Raw genomic sequence first — 14,878 nt, 5'->3', positions numbered from 1 at the left:
CCTCTTTTTTTGTTCAATTCAAACCAAATCAAGCAATCTGTTTTTGCAGGAAATGTTTATCAATGCCTGCTGCTGGGTAACCTGAATACTGCCCTACTTTTTCAAAACCCAATTTCAAGTAAAAATCGAGTGCTTGAAAGCTATAAGTATCGAGGTACAAATGCGTTACTCCACGCGGTTTCACTTGTTCTTCCAGTAGAGAAATCAGTTTGCTTCCCAATCCCGAAGTGCGTGCCTCTGCATCTACCCAAAGATATTCAACGAACACGGTGTTATTGAACATCTCTCCCGTAAGTCCACCAATTACTTTACCCTCGTCATTACGGACAAAACAGCCAATTGCATTTACATCACCATCCGGTAAATGCATGCGGTTATATGCTCGGATGCCATCACGGATAAAGTCAAGATCGTTTTGTTCTGAGTTGAGTTTAAATTCAAGTTTCATACTGCCACTCCTTGGAAATCAGAGTGATACTAAAACAAAAAACCAGCGAGTGCTGGCTTTTGTTTAAAAATCTGATTGTTCCTACACTTTACATTGCGAAACTACTGAGCATCCATACCGCAAGAATAACGAACACCAAGCCCATCAGTTTACCTTGGTACATGCGGAATTTATCGTTTTCCAATAATCCTTTACCCAATGTCCCCGCCAAGGCAACCAGCAAGATATTGAATAGCAAACCTAATACGTTCAGCAGCAAACCAAGTGCGAGCATTTGCTCACCCGACGATGCGGTAATGTTGCTAGAAACGAACTGAGGTAAAAACATCACGAAGAACACCAAGGCTTTCGGGTTCAGCAGGTTACTCATCAAAGCGCGTTGATAGTAAGTCGATGCCATTTTATTCTTTTGGTCAAGCTCTGGTGCAGCAGAAACGTCCGCTCGCAAACAGTCCCAACCCATTTTGAGCAAGTACGCGCCCCCCAGTAGATGAAGTAATTTTAACGCGATTGGGCTCATCGCAATCAAGGTCGACACGCCCATTGCGGCCAATAAGGTTAAGATCACACCGGATGTCGCGTTGCCCAAGCTCGCAAACAGACCAACTTTCTTACCATAGCTCATGCTAGAACTGGCAATCAGCAACATGTCAGGCCCAGGTAACAAAAGAAGTGCAACAACAGCAGTGAGATAAACAGGGAGTACAGATAAATCGATCATGGTGGAACTGGCTTTCTAAAACAGGCGGCGGATCTTATACCAATGAGTAGATAACAACCAGACCAAATATCTAACCAAGGAGTAAAATTCAGAAAATAGAAAAGGTTTAATGTTCAATTTAAAAACAATTAACCTTTTTGGTGTTTATTTTTAATACCGATAGCAATTTTGTACAAAAATAAGCAGGATGGATCCGGTAGACTCCAAATGATGTGATGCCACGATTAATGCTTGCGCAGTTCGGAACAAGATGAAAGAAAAGAATAAGGAAATCGCGACTTTTAAGATTGCTCAAGAGCTCGGTGGCTTGGAGCTGCTCGACGCAAAGTACGAAAAACAGAATTTCTCTCGTCATAGCCATGAAGGCTACACCATTGGCGTGATTGAAAAAGGTGCGCAACAGTTCTTTCGTACTGGCGGAAATCATATTGCACCGCAAGACAGCATCATTCTTGTCAACGCCGACGAGGTGCATAACGGTCACTCAGCGTCAGAAGGCGGTTGGGAATACAAAGCCATGTATCCCGTACCTGAGCAGTTTCAAACGCTCGGGGAAGAACTCGGCGCACCCAATGTAGCTCAGCCCTACTTCCCCCAACCCGTTGTTTATGATCCAGAACTCGCTAATCAACTGCGGCTGGTATTCGATACGCTAGAGAAATCCGATAACCGCTTGCTAAGAGAGACACTTGTCTACGGTACGTTGGTCAAACTTGCCAGCAAGCACAGTACACATCGAGCCCCTCTTCAAGATGCGACCAAAGCGCAAAAGCAAGTACATCTGGTCAAAGAGTTTCTTGAAGACTTCCCTCAAGCCGATGTCTCTTTAGAAGAACTTGCGAAATTGGCGGGATTAAGCCCTTTTCATTTGTTGCGCGAGTTTCAAAAACAATTCGGCTTTCCGCCGCACGCGTTTCAAATTCAGCAGAGACTCCGAATGGCGAAAAAACTGCTCAAGTTAGGACAAAAGATTTCTGATGTTGCTCAAGAGTGTGGCTTTCACGATCAAAGCCATTTGCATCGTCACTTTAAAAAAGCCATGGGCGTAACGCCTGGGCAGTACATCAAGCATTGTTAGCAATTTTGTACAAGGCAGCGTGCTGAGGTCAGCCTACCTTAACAGCATGTTTTTCTATTTAAGTTGAAGTTATGGATACTACTTTGCCAACTCATCAAAATTCAAAATCCTCGCTCTTTTTACAAGGCACCGTCGCTATGATGCCATTGAGCATCGCTGTATTGCCTTGGGGATTACTAGCCGGCTCATTTGCCATTGATACTGGCTTACACCCTTTGGAAGGTCAGGCGCTTTCCGCCATTCTGTTTGCAGGCTCCGCACAGCTCGTGGCTATGGGGATGATTAAAGCAGGCGCTGGCTTGACGACTATGTTGCTGACTACCTTTTTTATTACCTCTCGCCATTTTCTTTATAGCGTTTCAATGCGCAGTAAAATTTCGCCATTGCCATTAAAGTGGCGTCTTTCACTTGGCTTCTTGCTCACTGATGAGCTATTTGCCATCGTCGGGCACCAATCCGATAAACAATTTGATCGATGGTACGCCCTTGGCGCTGGATTAAGCTTCTACTTATTTTGGAACTTCGCAACGCTTGCTGGCATCGTTGCCGGCAGTTTGATACCTGAATTGAATGAGCTCGGATTGGAATTTGCCGTTGCTGCCACTTTTATCGCGATTGTGGTGCCAACGATAAAAAGCATTCCCGTGTTATGCAGTGTCTTGGTGGCATTAGTTAGCTCAGTGGCGCTGAACTACTACCAAGTAGAAGGAAGCTTGATGTTCGCGAGCATTCTCGCCATGTTGACGGGCTATTTTGTGGAACAATTTACGACGAAAGCACCAAACCTTGAGAGTACACAGGAGGAACGCCAATGATCTTTTTGTCTATCTTAGCCATGACAGCCTTGGTGTTCACCAGCCGTTATCTGTTCTTAGAACCTAAGTTACCGCTTAGGTTAGGCGTAAGAACTCAGAAAGTGTTGAGCTACGCAAGCCCTGCAGTACTCACCGCAATTTGGGCTCCAATTGTATTTATGCCAGAGGGTGAACTGAGCGTCACATGGCAAAATCCATTTCTATTGGCTGCTCTATTGGCCGCTGCGATTGCGTATCTCACCAAGAATGTTTTGCTCACCACCATAGTGAGTATGGTCGCGTTCTTATTGCTTCGAATTTGGTTGTAAGCTCACGACTAAGCAGCTACCCACTCAATCTCTAACAAGGTGATGTCTCCACACTTCAAACGCCCAAGGAAGACATCGCCTTGATGCACTTCTCCCACGCCCTTTGGTGTGCCTGTCATCACGACATCGCCATCTTCTAGTGTTGTATAGCTCTTCAGCTCATCGAGAATATTTATTGGTGGGTAAAGCATCTGTTTAACGTGCCCTTTTTGAACATGAACACAGTTAATCAAAAGCTCTAAGTTGAGATCGTCTATATCGACACCTTGAACAGAGTGGAATCGACTGAATACCGCTGAGCCGTCAAACGCTTTAGCACGTTCCCAAGGTAATCCTTTTTCTTTGAGGGTAGATTGTAAGCCGCGTTTGGTCAGATCCAGACCGAGCCCAACCGCACTGTATTGACCATTTTTGATCAGAAAACAGATTTCTGCTTCGTAATGCAAAGGCTCTTGATGAAATGAGGTGAGTTTGGTTGAAACGGAAGTCGCCGGTTTATTAAACACGACCATTTGCTCTGGCATGGCATTGTTGAGTTCTTGAATATGCTCAACGTAGTTACGCCCAACACACAGAACTTTACCAACTTTGACTTTCTTCTCTTCAACCTGAATGACGCTCATTGCTCTTCCCTGCAAAACAAAACGCACATGATAATCTAACAACTTGAGTTGCCCACACTAGTTCCCGCTCTGGATTGTTAAAAACAAGACATTCAGCCCGTTTTGCTCTTGCACTCTTCAAGGCGAAACTCTTTCGTTTATCAAACACTAGATATGAAAAAAGCCAGCACGAAGCTGGCTTTCATAGTAACTAGGACAGGTTACTATTATAGGTAGTAACGAGCACCAAGTGCCCATTTGTCGTCTGTGTCACGACCTTCAGCATCGTTTAGGTCGAACTGGTAACCAGCGTAACCAACGAACTTAGAAGTGAAGTTGTATTCAGCTTGAACAGCCATCTCTTCACGTGCTGTTTCAGTCTTAGCACCGCTGCGTACTTTACCTTCAACCATTTCGTAGTTGATGCTTAGGTTTAGGCTGCTTGGTAGAGCGTATGCCAGAAGCGCTTCGTACGCATCGCTTTCAGCTAGACGTTGTGAACCGTTGAAGTTCATGTTTTCGTTTGAACCGTATACTGCTGCAACGTATAGGCCTTGACCGTATGAACCGTATGCCGCAGATACTAGGTGGGATTCAGCTGACTCTGTACGTAGACCTTGGTTGATATCGCCACCGTTGTACGTGTAACCGATTTTCGCACCCATGATTGAGTATGAAAGAGCTACTTGTAGACGATCATCGTAGTCTGCGCCGCCAACAATTTGGTTGTTCTCGTCACGAGCGAACTCGTCTTTAGAACCTTGCCAACCTAGACCGAAGTTGATTGCACCAGCTTCACCTAGCTCGATTGCGTTGCGGTAAGAAAGCATCTTGTCCGCACGACCAGTACCTAGGTTACCGTGGTCATCGTAGATAAAGTCGTTCGCAAACGCGATTGGCATATCAGCAACGCCAGCTACATCGTAGTAAGGTGCCCATTGAGTACCACCAACTGCACGGCCGTATACGTCGTGAGTTAGGCCTAGGTAGCCAAGACGAGTAGTGAATGTTTCCTCACCGCCGTCTAGGTAGTTTAGAGCCCACTCACCACGAGCGTCAGCTGTGAAGCCGTTGCCTAGGTCTTGAGTTGCTGTGAAGTTGATACGTGGAGAGTTAGTACCTACATCTGTGTCGCCTTGCTCTGAACCGTTTAGGTTAACAGATACGTGACCACCGATAGCGAAAGTAGTGCCGTCGTTGTTGTAAAGTTCCACTGCTACTGCTTGTGTACCGAATGTTGCTGCAACAATCGCTGCTGCTAGGAATTTTTTGTTCATTATAAAATCCATGTATTTATTCATTAGTTTATAAGTCAGTCTTATACAAAAGTGGATTGGGGCATCTCTTCCACCAATGTCGCGTCACTTTTGCTTAACAACTGTTGCTCACTGTATTTCAGAAGTTCCCAAGAGCAGAGTGAAAAGATGTAATAAAAAAGAAAAATGGCAAACGTTTACCCATAAGCAGACAACAATTTAAGAAAACAACACCCAAAAACAGAAACACTTTGTTACATTTAAGCCTAAATCACTATCTAAGCTATTGTAATTGTGTGATTAACGCATAGTTTAACGAGGATTTTTGTTACATTTCAAAAAGAAAATTATGATTAGGAACTTTTTTAAAATTAGGCTGTCCACTTAAAGGAGCAGAAACATAAAAAAACCTAAAACCTGTTTTCTATAAGGTTTCATCAATATCTCCCCTGTCACTCATTTGAAATAAAAATGCAATAGAATCATCACGTAACAGAAATCTATCTTTCATTTTCGCGGTTTACCTTAAGCGTCATCGACACAAATCGAGCAAGAAAGCTCATCGATTACAACTAGGGTAATAAGAAAATGAAAAAGGCAGCACTAACTACCGCGATTCTAACAGCATTGGTATCAGCACCATCATTTGCAGCAACCGTGTATAAAGACGACGGGACTGAATTGAAAGTTGGCGGTCGCGTGGAGTTTCGTGGCGACTTCATCGGTTCTGACGGTGCAGAAGTTGACGGTACTATGGAAGATGCATCTCGTGCACGTCTAAATCTAAAAGGTAAAACAGATATCGGTAATGGCCTATCTGCTTTTGGTGTTTACGAAGCTGAACAAAAAACAGGTAAAAGCGAGTTTAAAAACCGTTACATGTACGCTGGTGTAAGTGCTGATGTAGGTGATTTTTCGGTAGGTCGCCAAGACATGGCTGCTGTTATCATCTCTGATATGACGGATATCACTGAGTTCTCAGGTGTTCAACAAGTTATTGATTCATCCTCTGATAAGCAAGACAGCGTATTCGCTTACCGTGGCGAATTTGATGCTCTACAAGTTCAAGCAACTTACCAAGCCAACTCTGGTGACAGCCAAGACAAATACGGCATCTCTGGCCTTTATTCTCTACCAATGGGTCTAGACCTAGGTCTTGCTTACTCTGGTGGCGATATAGATAAAGATAACTCAGAAGACCAAATTCTTGGTGGTATCGCCTACTCTCTTGAAAACTTATACCTTGCAGGAACTTACTCTCAAGGTGCCATTGATGACTCTGAAGACTTTACCGCTTACGAGCTTGTAGCAAGCTACAAATTAGCAAGTAAGTTTACTGTTGCTGGCCTATACACTTTCCAAGAGAACGATCCAAATGGCGCAGCAAAATATGACGCGGTTGATGGTTTTGAGCTGGTTGGTTACTACAAACTTAACAGCAACTTCCGTACTTACCTTTCTTACTACATGAACCAGCTGGATGAAGAAAAGAATGGAGAAGGCAAGGTAACTGAAGGTGAAGACACACTACGTCTAGGCGTACGTTACGACTTCTAATAAAAACTTGTCCTAATAGCGAGTCTTTTGGCCGGCACTCTTGTGTCGGCTTTTTTGATCGTACTCACTAACCTGCCCTCTTTTAATGCACCGAATCCCGAAGTTAGTGCATTCCCTCTAGGCTTTCTCAAGCTATGTTCATCTAGGCCTTTAAAATCAACCAATTAAAAGTTGGCACACTAGCTGCAATAACTAAATCGAGCAAATGCATGGCAGCGTTTGTGCTTCTCGTTCTTTGTACCTACTTCGGTAGGCACGTCCTTTAAATTGGTAATGTCGCCTCCCTCTGGGAGGCATTTTTTTATTGGCTACCCTATGAATAGAACGTATGATTCTGGCCATTCTTTAAAAACGGAAATATCCAATTGAATCATCATCCTGTCCAAGGTGCATCTTGGATGCTCACCGCGGGTTTAGCATTCGCCGTCGTTAATAGTTTTGCTCAAGTTGCGAGTATACACTTTGGGGTGTCGTCCACGACCTTTGCGTTATTCCAATACGCGATTGCCTTTTTTGCGATCTTGCCTTATCTACGCACCCTAGGCATTCGTCAATCACTGCGCACAAACCACTTTGGTTGGCACGCTCTACGTATTTTCCTTGCCGTTATCGGGATCCAACTATGGCTGTGGGCACTCGCGTATCCAGTGCCAATTTGGCAAGGTATTGCGTTGTTAATGACCTCGCCTCTGTTTGCTACTATAGGCTCAGGTCTGATACTTAAAGAGAACGTTGGGGTGGCGCGTTGGATCGCTACCTTAACTGGCTTTATTGGCGCGATGATCATCCTTGAGCCTTGGTCTGACTCTTTTACCTGGGCGACACTGTTGCCAGTTGGCGCTGCTTTTTTCTGGGCTTCTTACTCTCTGATGGTGAAAAAATTATCAGTCAATGATCCACCGTCAACAATGGTGGTTTATCTACTGTTATTGATCACACCATTTAATATCATGCTTGCGGTGCCAACATTCGTGATGCCAGAAGGGTGGAATGTTTGGGGTATTCTCATTGCGGCTGGCGTGTTAACCGCCTTAGCTCAATGGGCGGTCGTAAAAGCTTATGCCGTAGCAGATGCGTCTTTCGTTCAACCTTTTGACCACGCGAAATTACCACTTAATGTCTTTGCCGGTTGGTTAGTGTTCAGCTGGGTTCCACCAGGTCGATTATGGTTGGGTGCCGCGATTATCGTTGGCTCAATTGCTTTCATCACTCATTGGGAAGCAAAAAAAAGAAAGTAAATTGAAAGAATTTCTTTGGTTTTGAGTTCTATATTTTCAGGAAAGGAAATGAGGATTATCGTATGACACAGCCAATCAAAATGACACTTTATCGTTGGGCAGGCAGCTGGGGACCATTCAAGGTTAATATTCCATGTGGCGAATGCACCCTAACTAAAGACATTCTTGCCGATACTTTTGAAAACGAATTAGCGGGTGTCCCCGTAGAGCTAGAAGTGAAAGATTGGCTGTCCCATTGGTGGGAACCACTAAAACTTGGTGCTTGGCACGCCCCTATCCTAGTTGTTGAAGGAAAAGTCGTCAGCCAAGGGGAAGCGCTAAACCGAGGCGTGCTTGTTCAATCAGTTATTGCTGAGTGGACTAAACGCGATCAACTTAAAGGCAATATTGTCTACGGCAAAGCGACATGTCCTTACTGCGTTAAAGCCAAAAAGTTGCTGGATGAGACGGGTATAGAATATACGTACTATGACGTCGTCAAAGACAGTGCAGCCCTTTACCGAATGATACCTGAAGTGAAAGCCATCATTGGCGAGAAAACACCTGTAACGGTGCCGCAAATTTGGTTAGATGGAGAGTACATAGGAGGCGCAGACAACTTGGAAAAGTGGTTAGCGGAAAAGGGATTAGATAAAGTGCCTAACAACGTTGTTGAGATCCCAAGTCAAAGCGCATAATTATCACCTAGCAGAAACACGACATCTCTAACAAAGCAAAAAGCCCTGATATCAAATCAGGGCTTTTCCTATTAATTCGCTAGCTTTTTCATTACTCGAGCAAACATTGAAGGTTTCTTCTTCTTTGTTTTACCGTAAAGCGCTTTGTGCATCGCGTCTTTTGCGATCATTTGACCAATGTAAACGCCACCAAGTTCGTAACCCATGACCTTCTCCTAAGAAGTAATTGACTGGTTTATGTTGTAATTTTACACCACAAACCACCAAAAACAAGATAAAGATCACAAATGACTGTAATTTAATTGCAATAAATTTAATCCTAGCGAATCAAAAAAGTGATTAACGCTTGGGCTGTTGGTACGTTTTGCCTGCCGCTTTGTAAGTATCTTTTTGTTTAATTTCAAAGAAAGTTTCAAAGAACCAAGCCGCAAATTTGATCAGGTGATCGCCTTCATTCATGACATGCTCAACAAATTCTTTCTCTTCACCAGACTCGTCAGCTTGGAAGGTAATGTGGTAAATACGTTTTTCACCATCGACCTCCGCAAGGCCAAATTGACCACTTAGTGATTCCGCTGCTTGAGCGACCTCTTCTTCTTCAGATGCTTTTAGTAGTTCAAGAGCCTGAGGCAAGTTCTCTTTTTCGCCAATTTCTTTTAATAGCGCTTCAAATTCGTTTTGTTGCATGGGTTCACCTAACGATTAACGGGCGTTTTCCTCGCACAACGCTTTTGAGTCAGCATCTGCGAGCCTAATTTGCTGCGCATTTTAGAAAGGAGCACGTAAGCTTGCAAGCAGATTCAACGCGAGCTTTCTGGTTGAGCCAAACCACTGGTAGGCGTCTGAATTTGACTCAGTGCCAAAACAACACAGCTTAACCCTGCAATCAACACATAGAAGACACCTAATTGATATTGGCTCGTTACCCAATACTCCACCAAATATCCGCCAAACAAGCCTGCGAGACACATTTGTATCGACCCAGATAATGCAGAAACCGCGCCTGCTTGTTGTTTGTGTGGGGATAACAACAAACTGATTGAAACCGGGAACGACATTCCTTGCGCAAAACTCAAGCAAGTGAAGCCAACTAATAGTGACGTAACCGTAAATGGTAAAATCAGTAGCATCACTCCTGATGCAGCAACGACAACAAAACTCATCAATAGGATCTGCTGCTCTTTGTAGCGCGAATTGATGAAGTTAAGCACCAAACTACCCATTAACAACCCTGCTGAAGGGACAATCATCAACGAGCCATAGTCTGCAGCAGTTAATCCAAGCTCTTGCTGCATCAAAAATGGATATAAGGACAACGTCACCAGAGCAGAAAGATAACTGAGCCAGTTGTAACTCGCGCTGCCAATCACTTGTTTATTAGTCAACAGCGTTAAGTAATTCAATATGACTCGTTTAGGTTCAAAACGGCGCTTGGGATAAGGCAATGTTTCTGGAAGAACGATTAAGCCCAGCGTAAAAATCGCGATTAAGTAAAACAATACGAAGACAAACACCGCATGCCAACTTAAATGATAAGCGATCCAACCACCAAACAAAGGCGCAACTATCGGCATCACTGATGCTGTGACCGAAATATAGGAAAGGGCCTTGGTCAGTTGTGAGCCATCGTAACTGTCTCGTAATACTGAGCGCCCAAGAACAGAGGCGCTTCCCGCACCTAAACCTTGTAATAGCCTTCCAGCTTCCAAAGCGACAATATGGTCTGCAAACGCAATACATATGACCGTACCTACGAGATAAACGCTTTGACCAAGAATGAATACTGGCCTACGCCCTATTGAGTCGGATAGCGGGCCATAAAAAAGCTGAGAGACACCAAAGCCAACAAGGAATAACGTGACAAGATTTTGAATCGCATGCTGCGGAAGCTCAAGGTCATGTCCGATCATTGGCAAAGATGGAAGATAAATGCTGACGCCAACTTGACCGGTCGCGATGATCATCATCGCCAATAATAATGGTGTTTTACGCAATATACCCTCCTTACATCATGACAGTTTCACGACAGACAGTGTATATTTGTTACTCTAAGATGATAATAAACCAAAATGGAAAAGAATTATTTCCTATGGGGATGGAATAAAATGGATTGGATTCAAAGTGTCAATAGCTATATTCGTGTAGTAGAAGAAGGAAGCTTCAATGCGGCAGCCAGAAAGCTCAATACCACCAGCTCAGCCATTAGTAAGCGTATCCAGTGGCTAGAAGATAAGATTGGTGTACAACTGCTCAAGCGAACAACACGCTCCATCAGCCAAACAGAAGCTGGCGCCCTATTCTACGAACGAGCCAAAGTACAGCTAGACTCTTGGCAATCTGTGCTAGACGAAACACGCTCAGTGAATCAATCTCCAGCAGGCTTACTTAAGATTGGAGCAACGCTGGCCGTTGGCTCTAAGTTCCTTGTTCATTATCTGGACGATTTTCTTGAAAAATACCCCGACATTAAACTTCAACTTATCACAACGCTACCAGGTCAAATCCCCGAACTGAGCTTAGATTTATTCATCAGCAGGGAGTTGGAACATCTCAATTCTTTAAGTTTTAAAGCAACGCCATTGTTCGAACACAAAGCCCAATTTTATGCCTCGCCTAGTTACCTTGAAAAACACGGAACCCCACAAACGGTTGAAGAACTATCACAACATAACATGTTGATTTGGGGTGAAAAGCCAACAAGAGAGCTCAAAACCAACCGTGGAAAGCGTATTAGCCTTTCAGGAAATTTCGCGACCACGAACCCTGAAGCTCTTTTCCATGGCGCTAAACGCGGAATGGGAATTTTACTGTCCAATAATGTGATGATCAAAGAAGAGCTTAAGTCCGGAGCATTAATACCGATACTTCCTGATGTCACTGCTGATGAGGCGACGGTCTACGCTTACTATCCAAAACTGGATTATCAACACACCCGAACTCAGCTGTTTCTCGACTACCTTAAATCACGCTTAGATGAAGAAAAACGCGCCTAATCTACTCACTCTTTGATAACAAAGATAGTGGAGAGTCACAAGGGGCGCGTTGGTCTGTCGTGAATGTTTTGAGTGATATGATAAGACGTTATAACGTTGCTTATTAAAAACAAATCACAACGTCTAATCATGCAAAAACCATCTGCTAAGATACAATCCTAAGCACTTCGAGATTTCAACAAAAGAAAGATAAAATAGCTGCCTCCGATAATCGAAACTAACGTACCTGCAGCAAGTTGAGCGGGGAACACCACGACTTGCCCTAGCCAATCAGCAAACAACATTAGGGCTGCACCGATTAAGAAAGACAATAAGATCTGCTCTCGAACCAAGCGAGCACCAACCATAGCTGCAATATGTGGAGCCAGTAAACCAACAAAAGCGACCGGCCCCATGGTGGTTGTGACCATTGAACATAAAATCGCGACGATACACAATAGAGCCACATAGGCGATGTTGATGTTCAGCCCTCTTGCACTTGCAAACTGACGACCAGTAGCAATTAATGTAACCCAACGACTCAACAGTAAAGCTACGCCAATACAAACGGTGATCACGATAGCCATAATCATTGCTGCATCAGGTTCAACACGATACGTAGAGCCTGCCAACCAAGCCAATAAGGTGTATTTCCCCTCACCCACTCGTGTTAAAGAGAATTGCACTAGAGCCTCTAACACCGCGGTCAGCGAGATACCGGTCAGAATTAGGATAGACGGAGCGAACTGATGCTTCTTACCAAGGAACAGCAACAAACATAGTGCAATCGCACTGCCCAAAAACGCAACCCAAGGGCTTAGCGAGTGAATCGAGTATCCCATAAACAGGCTACTGAAAATCAGCGCTAACACCGCACCTGCCGATACGCCAAGAATGTCTGGGCTCGCAAGCGGGTTGTAAACGAGCCTTTGTAAAATCACACCTGCCACTGCCAAACCGCCACCAGCAAATATTGCGGTTAACATTCTAGGCCAGCGAATAGACCACTCAAACGCATCTGGGATAATGAAATAACTCATATCTGAAGAAGGTTGTGACAATGCACTTAACGCCAGTAAACCGGAGATCATCGCACCCAACAAGAAATAAGCCAAAGGTGAAATAAACTTTGGCCCTTTAGGCATTGAGAAAAATAGCTGATCTTGGGCCGACATCTGCTTGCGAGCAATAATGATCAAAGCTGGAGCACCAATCACCGCGGTTGCCGTTCCTGTTGGAATCATATCCAAAGACCATTGCGCTAAGAAAATCGCCAAGCTGTCGGTCACACAAAGCAACAACGCGCCTAACACACAGCTTGCGATGAGTTCATATTTCGCCTTTAAAAAGCCCAAATGTCTCGCGATGTTTGGCGCAATCAAACCAATAAAGCTGATTACACCCACCGAGGTAATCGACACGGAAACCAACCAAACGCCAAGCGCCATGAGTACAAAGAAAGTCGTACCGATGTTGAGACCACGCGCAACAGCCCCTTCAGTACCAATCGAAAGCAGAGTCAAAACTCGTGGAGCCAACAGGAAAATAGCAAAGATTGGCAGTAACTTAGGCATCAACCAAAGCACTTGCTCCCAACCATTTTGCCCGAGATCACCCGCTCCCCATACGAACAAGTTCTGAGCATATTGGTCGTTGAGCAAAATAATTGCAGTTGCAAATGCGCCGAGCAGTAAGTTAACCGCCATACCTGCCAAAACAATTGGCAAGCCGCTCATGTTTTTGATGCCAACAATGGAGACAATCAGACCCATTGCAAGCAGCGCGCCTATCAGCGCAAACCAAACGGAATATTGCGCGACCAGCATCGGCGCAACCACATTCAGAATGACTAGGCCAAGCCAAGCTCCTGATGATGTGCCGAGTGTAAGCGGAGACATCATGCGATTCTGTGTTAGCTGTTGAAACAGGCTACCTATCGTGCCAAGTGTTCCACCAACCAAAATCGCCATTACCAGACGAGGTAAGTTTACATAGGCTAGCGCCATCAACTCGAATGAATCATCGACCATTCGTTCGAACGAAGCGGTGTCGCTAATTTGTGAGATTTGCCGGAACAACTCATCAACGGGACCAAATTCAGACTGACCTAGCCATAAATGAACAGAGGCAGCGAGCAATAACACCGCCCCCATCATTAAACCACTGAATCTCATTACTGCTCCGCTAGCATCAACAACGATTGCGCCATGGCTTCAGCGTTATACAAAATCGACATGGCACCGCCGTAGCTCCAACTTGCCTCTACTGGGCTAAATTGGCCATTACGCACGAAAGGCATACTCTTCCAGATTGGGGACTGATTTAATTTGTCTTGGTATGGGAAAGGTTCGAAGTAAAGCGCAATGCCATTCTTCACCTTCTTAAGCTCAGTCATACGCTTTTGGCTGATACCCCACTGACTCGCAGGAAGATCCATTGAATTTTCAAAACCTAACTGCTCAAGCGCATATTGCGGGATCGAGTTATCACCATAAACGTATACCGAAGTGGTGCTGGCAAAACGGAATGAAGTGACTTTTGGCTTGTCTCCCGGGTACGCTTTATCTAATTCAGCCTTAAGAACCTCAAGACGCTGATCCATCGCAGCCAGTTTCTTGTTCGCTTGCTCTTCTTTACCAAGCAATTGGCCTATCTTCTTGAAGTTATCGATAGCCGCCGCCGCATTACTGTGCTCTTCACTGTACGTTTGGTAGTAAAGTACCGGCGCGATTTCTGAAAGTCGCTCTTGCAGATCTTTCTGAGGTGAAGCGATAAGAATTACATCTGGGTTTAGCTTCTTCAAAGCAGAAAAGTTAGGCTCAGTTCGAGTGCCAATGTCCGCCACGCCTTCTGGAATCGCAGGTTGAACAACCCAATCGCTATACCCTGCAATATCAGGTACTGCTACTGGTGTTACACCGAGTTCAATCACTTGCTCAGCGACGTCCCAGTTAAGCGCTGCTACTCTGACAGGTTGAGCTTCAAGTGTTTTAATCCCCTCACTGTCTTCTACTTTGAAATCCGCCATCGCATTAAACGATAAAGCACTCGCTAAAACAGACAGAGCGAGTTTTGTATTCAACTTTTTTACTTTAGAAAAATGGGAAGCGATTGATTTTAAGCTCATATATTTGCCTACTTCATCTAAATTCGAGATTTCTACAAACGACAAAAGCAGCCCAGAAAAGGCTGCTTTAAAATTGGGA

At 44.5% G+C, this 14,878-nt stretch carries 16 protein-coding genes; 7 read left to right on the top strand and 9 right to left on the bottom strand.

Annotation, left to right across the window (positions count from 1 at the left end; genetic code table 11):
• Positions 1-28 precede the first annotated feature (28 nt).
• Positions 29-448 carry a GNAT family N-acetyltransferase gene (locus OQJ86_RS13300; RefSeq protein ID WP_265988050.1) on the bottom strand — a complete coding sequence of 140 codons (420 nt, stop codon included), beginning with the start codon at positions 446-448 and terminating at the stop codon, positions 29-31.
• 88 nt (positions 449-536) lie between these two features.
• Positions 537-1,169: a LysE family translocator gene (locus OQJ86_RS13295; protein ID WP_265988049.1), complete on the bottom strand. Its 633-nt coding sequence runs from the start codon at positions 1,167-1,169 to the stop codon at positions 537-539.
• A 250-nt stretch (positions 1,170-1,419) separates the two neighbouring features.
• Here OQJ86_RS13295 and OQJ86_RS13290 point away from each other — a divergent pair, with 250 nt between their 5' ends.
• The 3 genes from OQJ86_RS13290 (at position 1,420) to OQJ86_RS13280 (ending at position 3,370) form a co-directional block, all read left to right on the top strand.
• A complete protein-coding gene (locus OQJ86_RS13290) occupies positions 1,420-2,247 on the top strand; it encodes an AraC family transcriptional regulator (RefSeq protein WP_009706163.1) in 828 nt (275 codons plus the stop codon).
• Positions 2,248-2,318: 71 nt separating this feature from the next.
• On the top strand, positions 2,319-3,062 hold the full coding sequence (locus OQJ86_RS13285; protein WP_186175520.1) for an AzlC family ABC transporter permease: 744 nt from the start codon (positions 2,319-2,321) through the stop codon (positions 3,060-3,062).
• Positions 3,059-3,370 (top strand): AzlD domain-containing protein, encoded by a 312-nt coding sequence (locus tag OQJ86_RS13280; RefSeq protein WP_005435565.1) that lies wholly within the window; start codon positions 3,059-3,061, stop codon positions 3,368-3,370. Before OQJ86_RS13285 ends, OQJ86_RS13280 begins: the two co-directional genes overlap by 4 nt.
• 8 nt (positions 3,371-3,378) lie before the next feature.
• On the opposite strand, the gene OQJ86_RS13275 is transcribed toward OQJ86_RS13280, so the two are convergent.
• Positions 3,379-3,993, bottom strand: coding sequence for a fumarylacetoacetate hydrolase family protein (locus tag OQJ86_RS13275; RefSeq protein WP_265988048.1), 615 nt, complete (start codon positions 3,991-3,993; stop codon positions 3,379-3,381).
• Between the two features lie 206 nt (positions 3,994-4,199).
• On the bottom strand, positions 4,200-5,249 hold the full coding sequence (locus OQJ86_RS13270; RefSeq protein ID WP_265988047.1) for a porin: 1,050 nt from the start codon (positions 5,247-5,249) through the stop codon (positions 4,200-4,202).
• A 567-nt stretch (positions 5,250-5,816) separates the two neighbouring features.
• Between OQJ86_RS13270 and OQJ86_RS13265 the strand changes: the two genes are divergently transcribed.
• The 3 genes from OQJ86_RS13265 (at position 5,817) to OQJ86_RS13255 (ending at position 8,700) form a co-directional block, all read left to right on the top strand.
• Entirely contained in the window at positions 5,817-6,785 is a 969-nt protein-coding gene (locus tag OQJ86_RS13265) for a porin (RefSeq protein ID WP_265988046.1), read from the top strand.
• A gap of 398 nt (positions 6,786-7,183) precedes the next feature.
• Positions 7,184-8,023: a DMT family transporter gene (locus tag OQJ86_RS13260; RefSeq protein ID WP_265988068.1), complete on the top strand. Its 840-nt coding sequence runs from the start codon at positions 7,184-7,186 to the stop codon at positions 8,021-8,023.
• A gap of 62 nt (positions 8,024-8,085) precedes the next feature.
• Positions 8,086-8,700 (top strand): glutaredoxin family protein, encoded by a 615-nt coding sequence (locus tag OQJ86_RS13255; protein WP_038865309.1) that lies wholly within the window; start codon positions 8,086-8,088, stop codon positions 8,698-8,700.
• Positions 8,701-8,771: 71 nt separating this feature from the next.
• Here the strand turns inward: OQJ86_RS13255 and OQJ86_RS13250 are convergent, their stop codons facing one another.
• The 3 genes from OQJ86_RS13250 to OQJ86_RS13240 form a co-directional block, all read right to left on the bottom strand.
• Positions 8,772-8,906 carry a hypothetical protein gene (locus OQJ86_RS13250; protein WP_095760458.1) on the bottom strand — a complete coding sequence of 45 codons (135 nt, stop codon included), beginning with the start codon at positions 8,904-8,906 and terminating at the stop codon, positions 8,772-8,774.
• Positions 8,907-9,039: 133 nt separating this feature from the next.
• The gene (locus OQJ86_RS13245) at positions 9,040-9,387 is read right to left on the bottom strand and encodes a hypothetical protein (RefSeq protein WP_038865307.1); all 348 of its coding nucleotides are present in this window, start codon (positions 9,385-9,387) and stop codon (positions 9,040-9,042) included.
• A 113-nt stretch (positions 9,388-9,500) separates the two neighbouring features.
• On the bottom strand, positions 9,501-10,694 hold the full coding sequence (locus OQJ86_RS13240; RefSeq protein ID WP_265988045.1) for a multidrug effflux MFS transporter: 1,194 nt from the start codon (positions 10,692-10,694) through the stop codon (positions 9,501-9,503).
• A 111-nt stretch (positions 10,695-10,805) separates the two neighbouring features.
• Between OQJ86_RS13240 and OQJ86_RS13235 the strand changes: the two genes are divergently transcribed.
• The gene (locus OQJ86_RS13235) at positions 10,806-11,693 is read left to right on the top strand and encodes a LysR family transcriptional regulator (protein ID WP_265988044.1); all 888 of its coding nucleotides are present in this window, start codon (positions 10,806-10,808) and stop codon (positions 11,691-11,693) included.
• Between the two features lie 158 nt (positions 11,694-11,851).
• Here the strand turns inward: OQJ86_RS13235 and fhuB are convergent, their stop codons facing one another.
• Together fhuB and OQJ86_RS13225 are read right to left on the bottom strand one after the other, a co-directional pair.
• Complete coding sequence (fhuB, locus tag OQJ86_RS13230; RefSeq protein WP_265988043.1) at positions 11,852-13,846, bottom strand: Fe(3+)-hydroxamate ABC transporter permease FhuB; 1,995 nt, start codon at positions 13,844-13,846, stop codon at positions 11,852-11,854.
• Positions 13,846-14,799, bottom strand: coding sequence for an iron-siderophore ABC transporter substrate-binding protein (locus tag OQJ86_RS13225; protein ID WP_265988042.1), 954 nt, complete (start codon positions 14,797-14,799; stop codon positions 13,846-13,848). The genes fhuB and OQJ86_RS13225 overlap by 1 nt, the downstream gene beginning before the upstream one ends.
• Positions 14,800-14,878 lie beyond the last annotated feature (79 nt).

It is taken from the genome of Vibrio sp. Sgm 5, from assembly GCF_026241575.1.
Classification (GTDB): Bacteria; Pseudomonadota; Gammaproteobacteria; order Enterobacterales; family Vibrionaceae; genus Vibrio; species Vibrio jasicida.
This window is presented reverse-complemented; position numbering and strand designations above follow the sequence as displayed.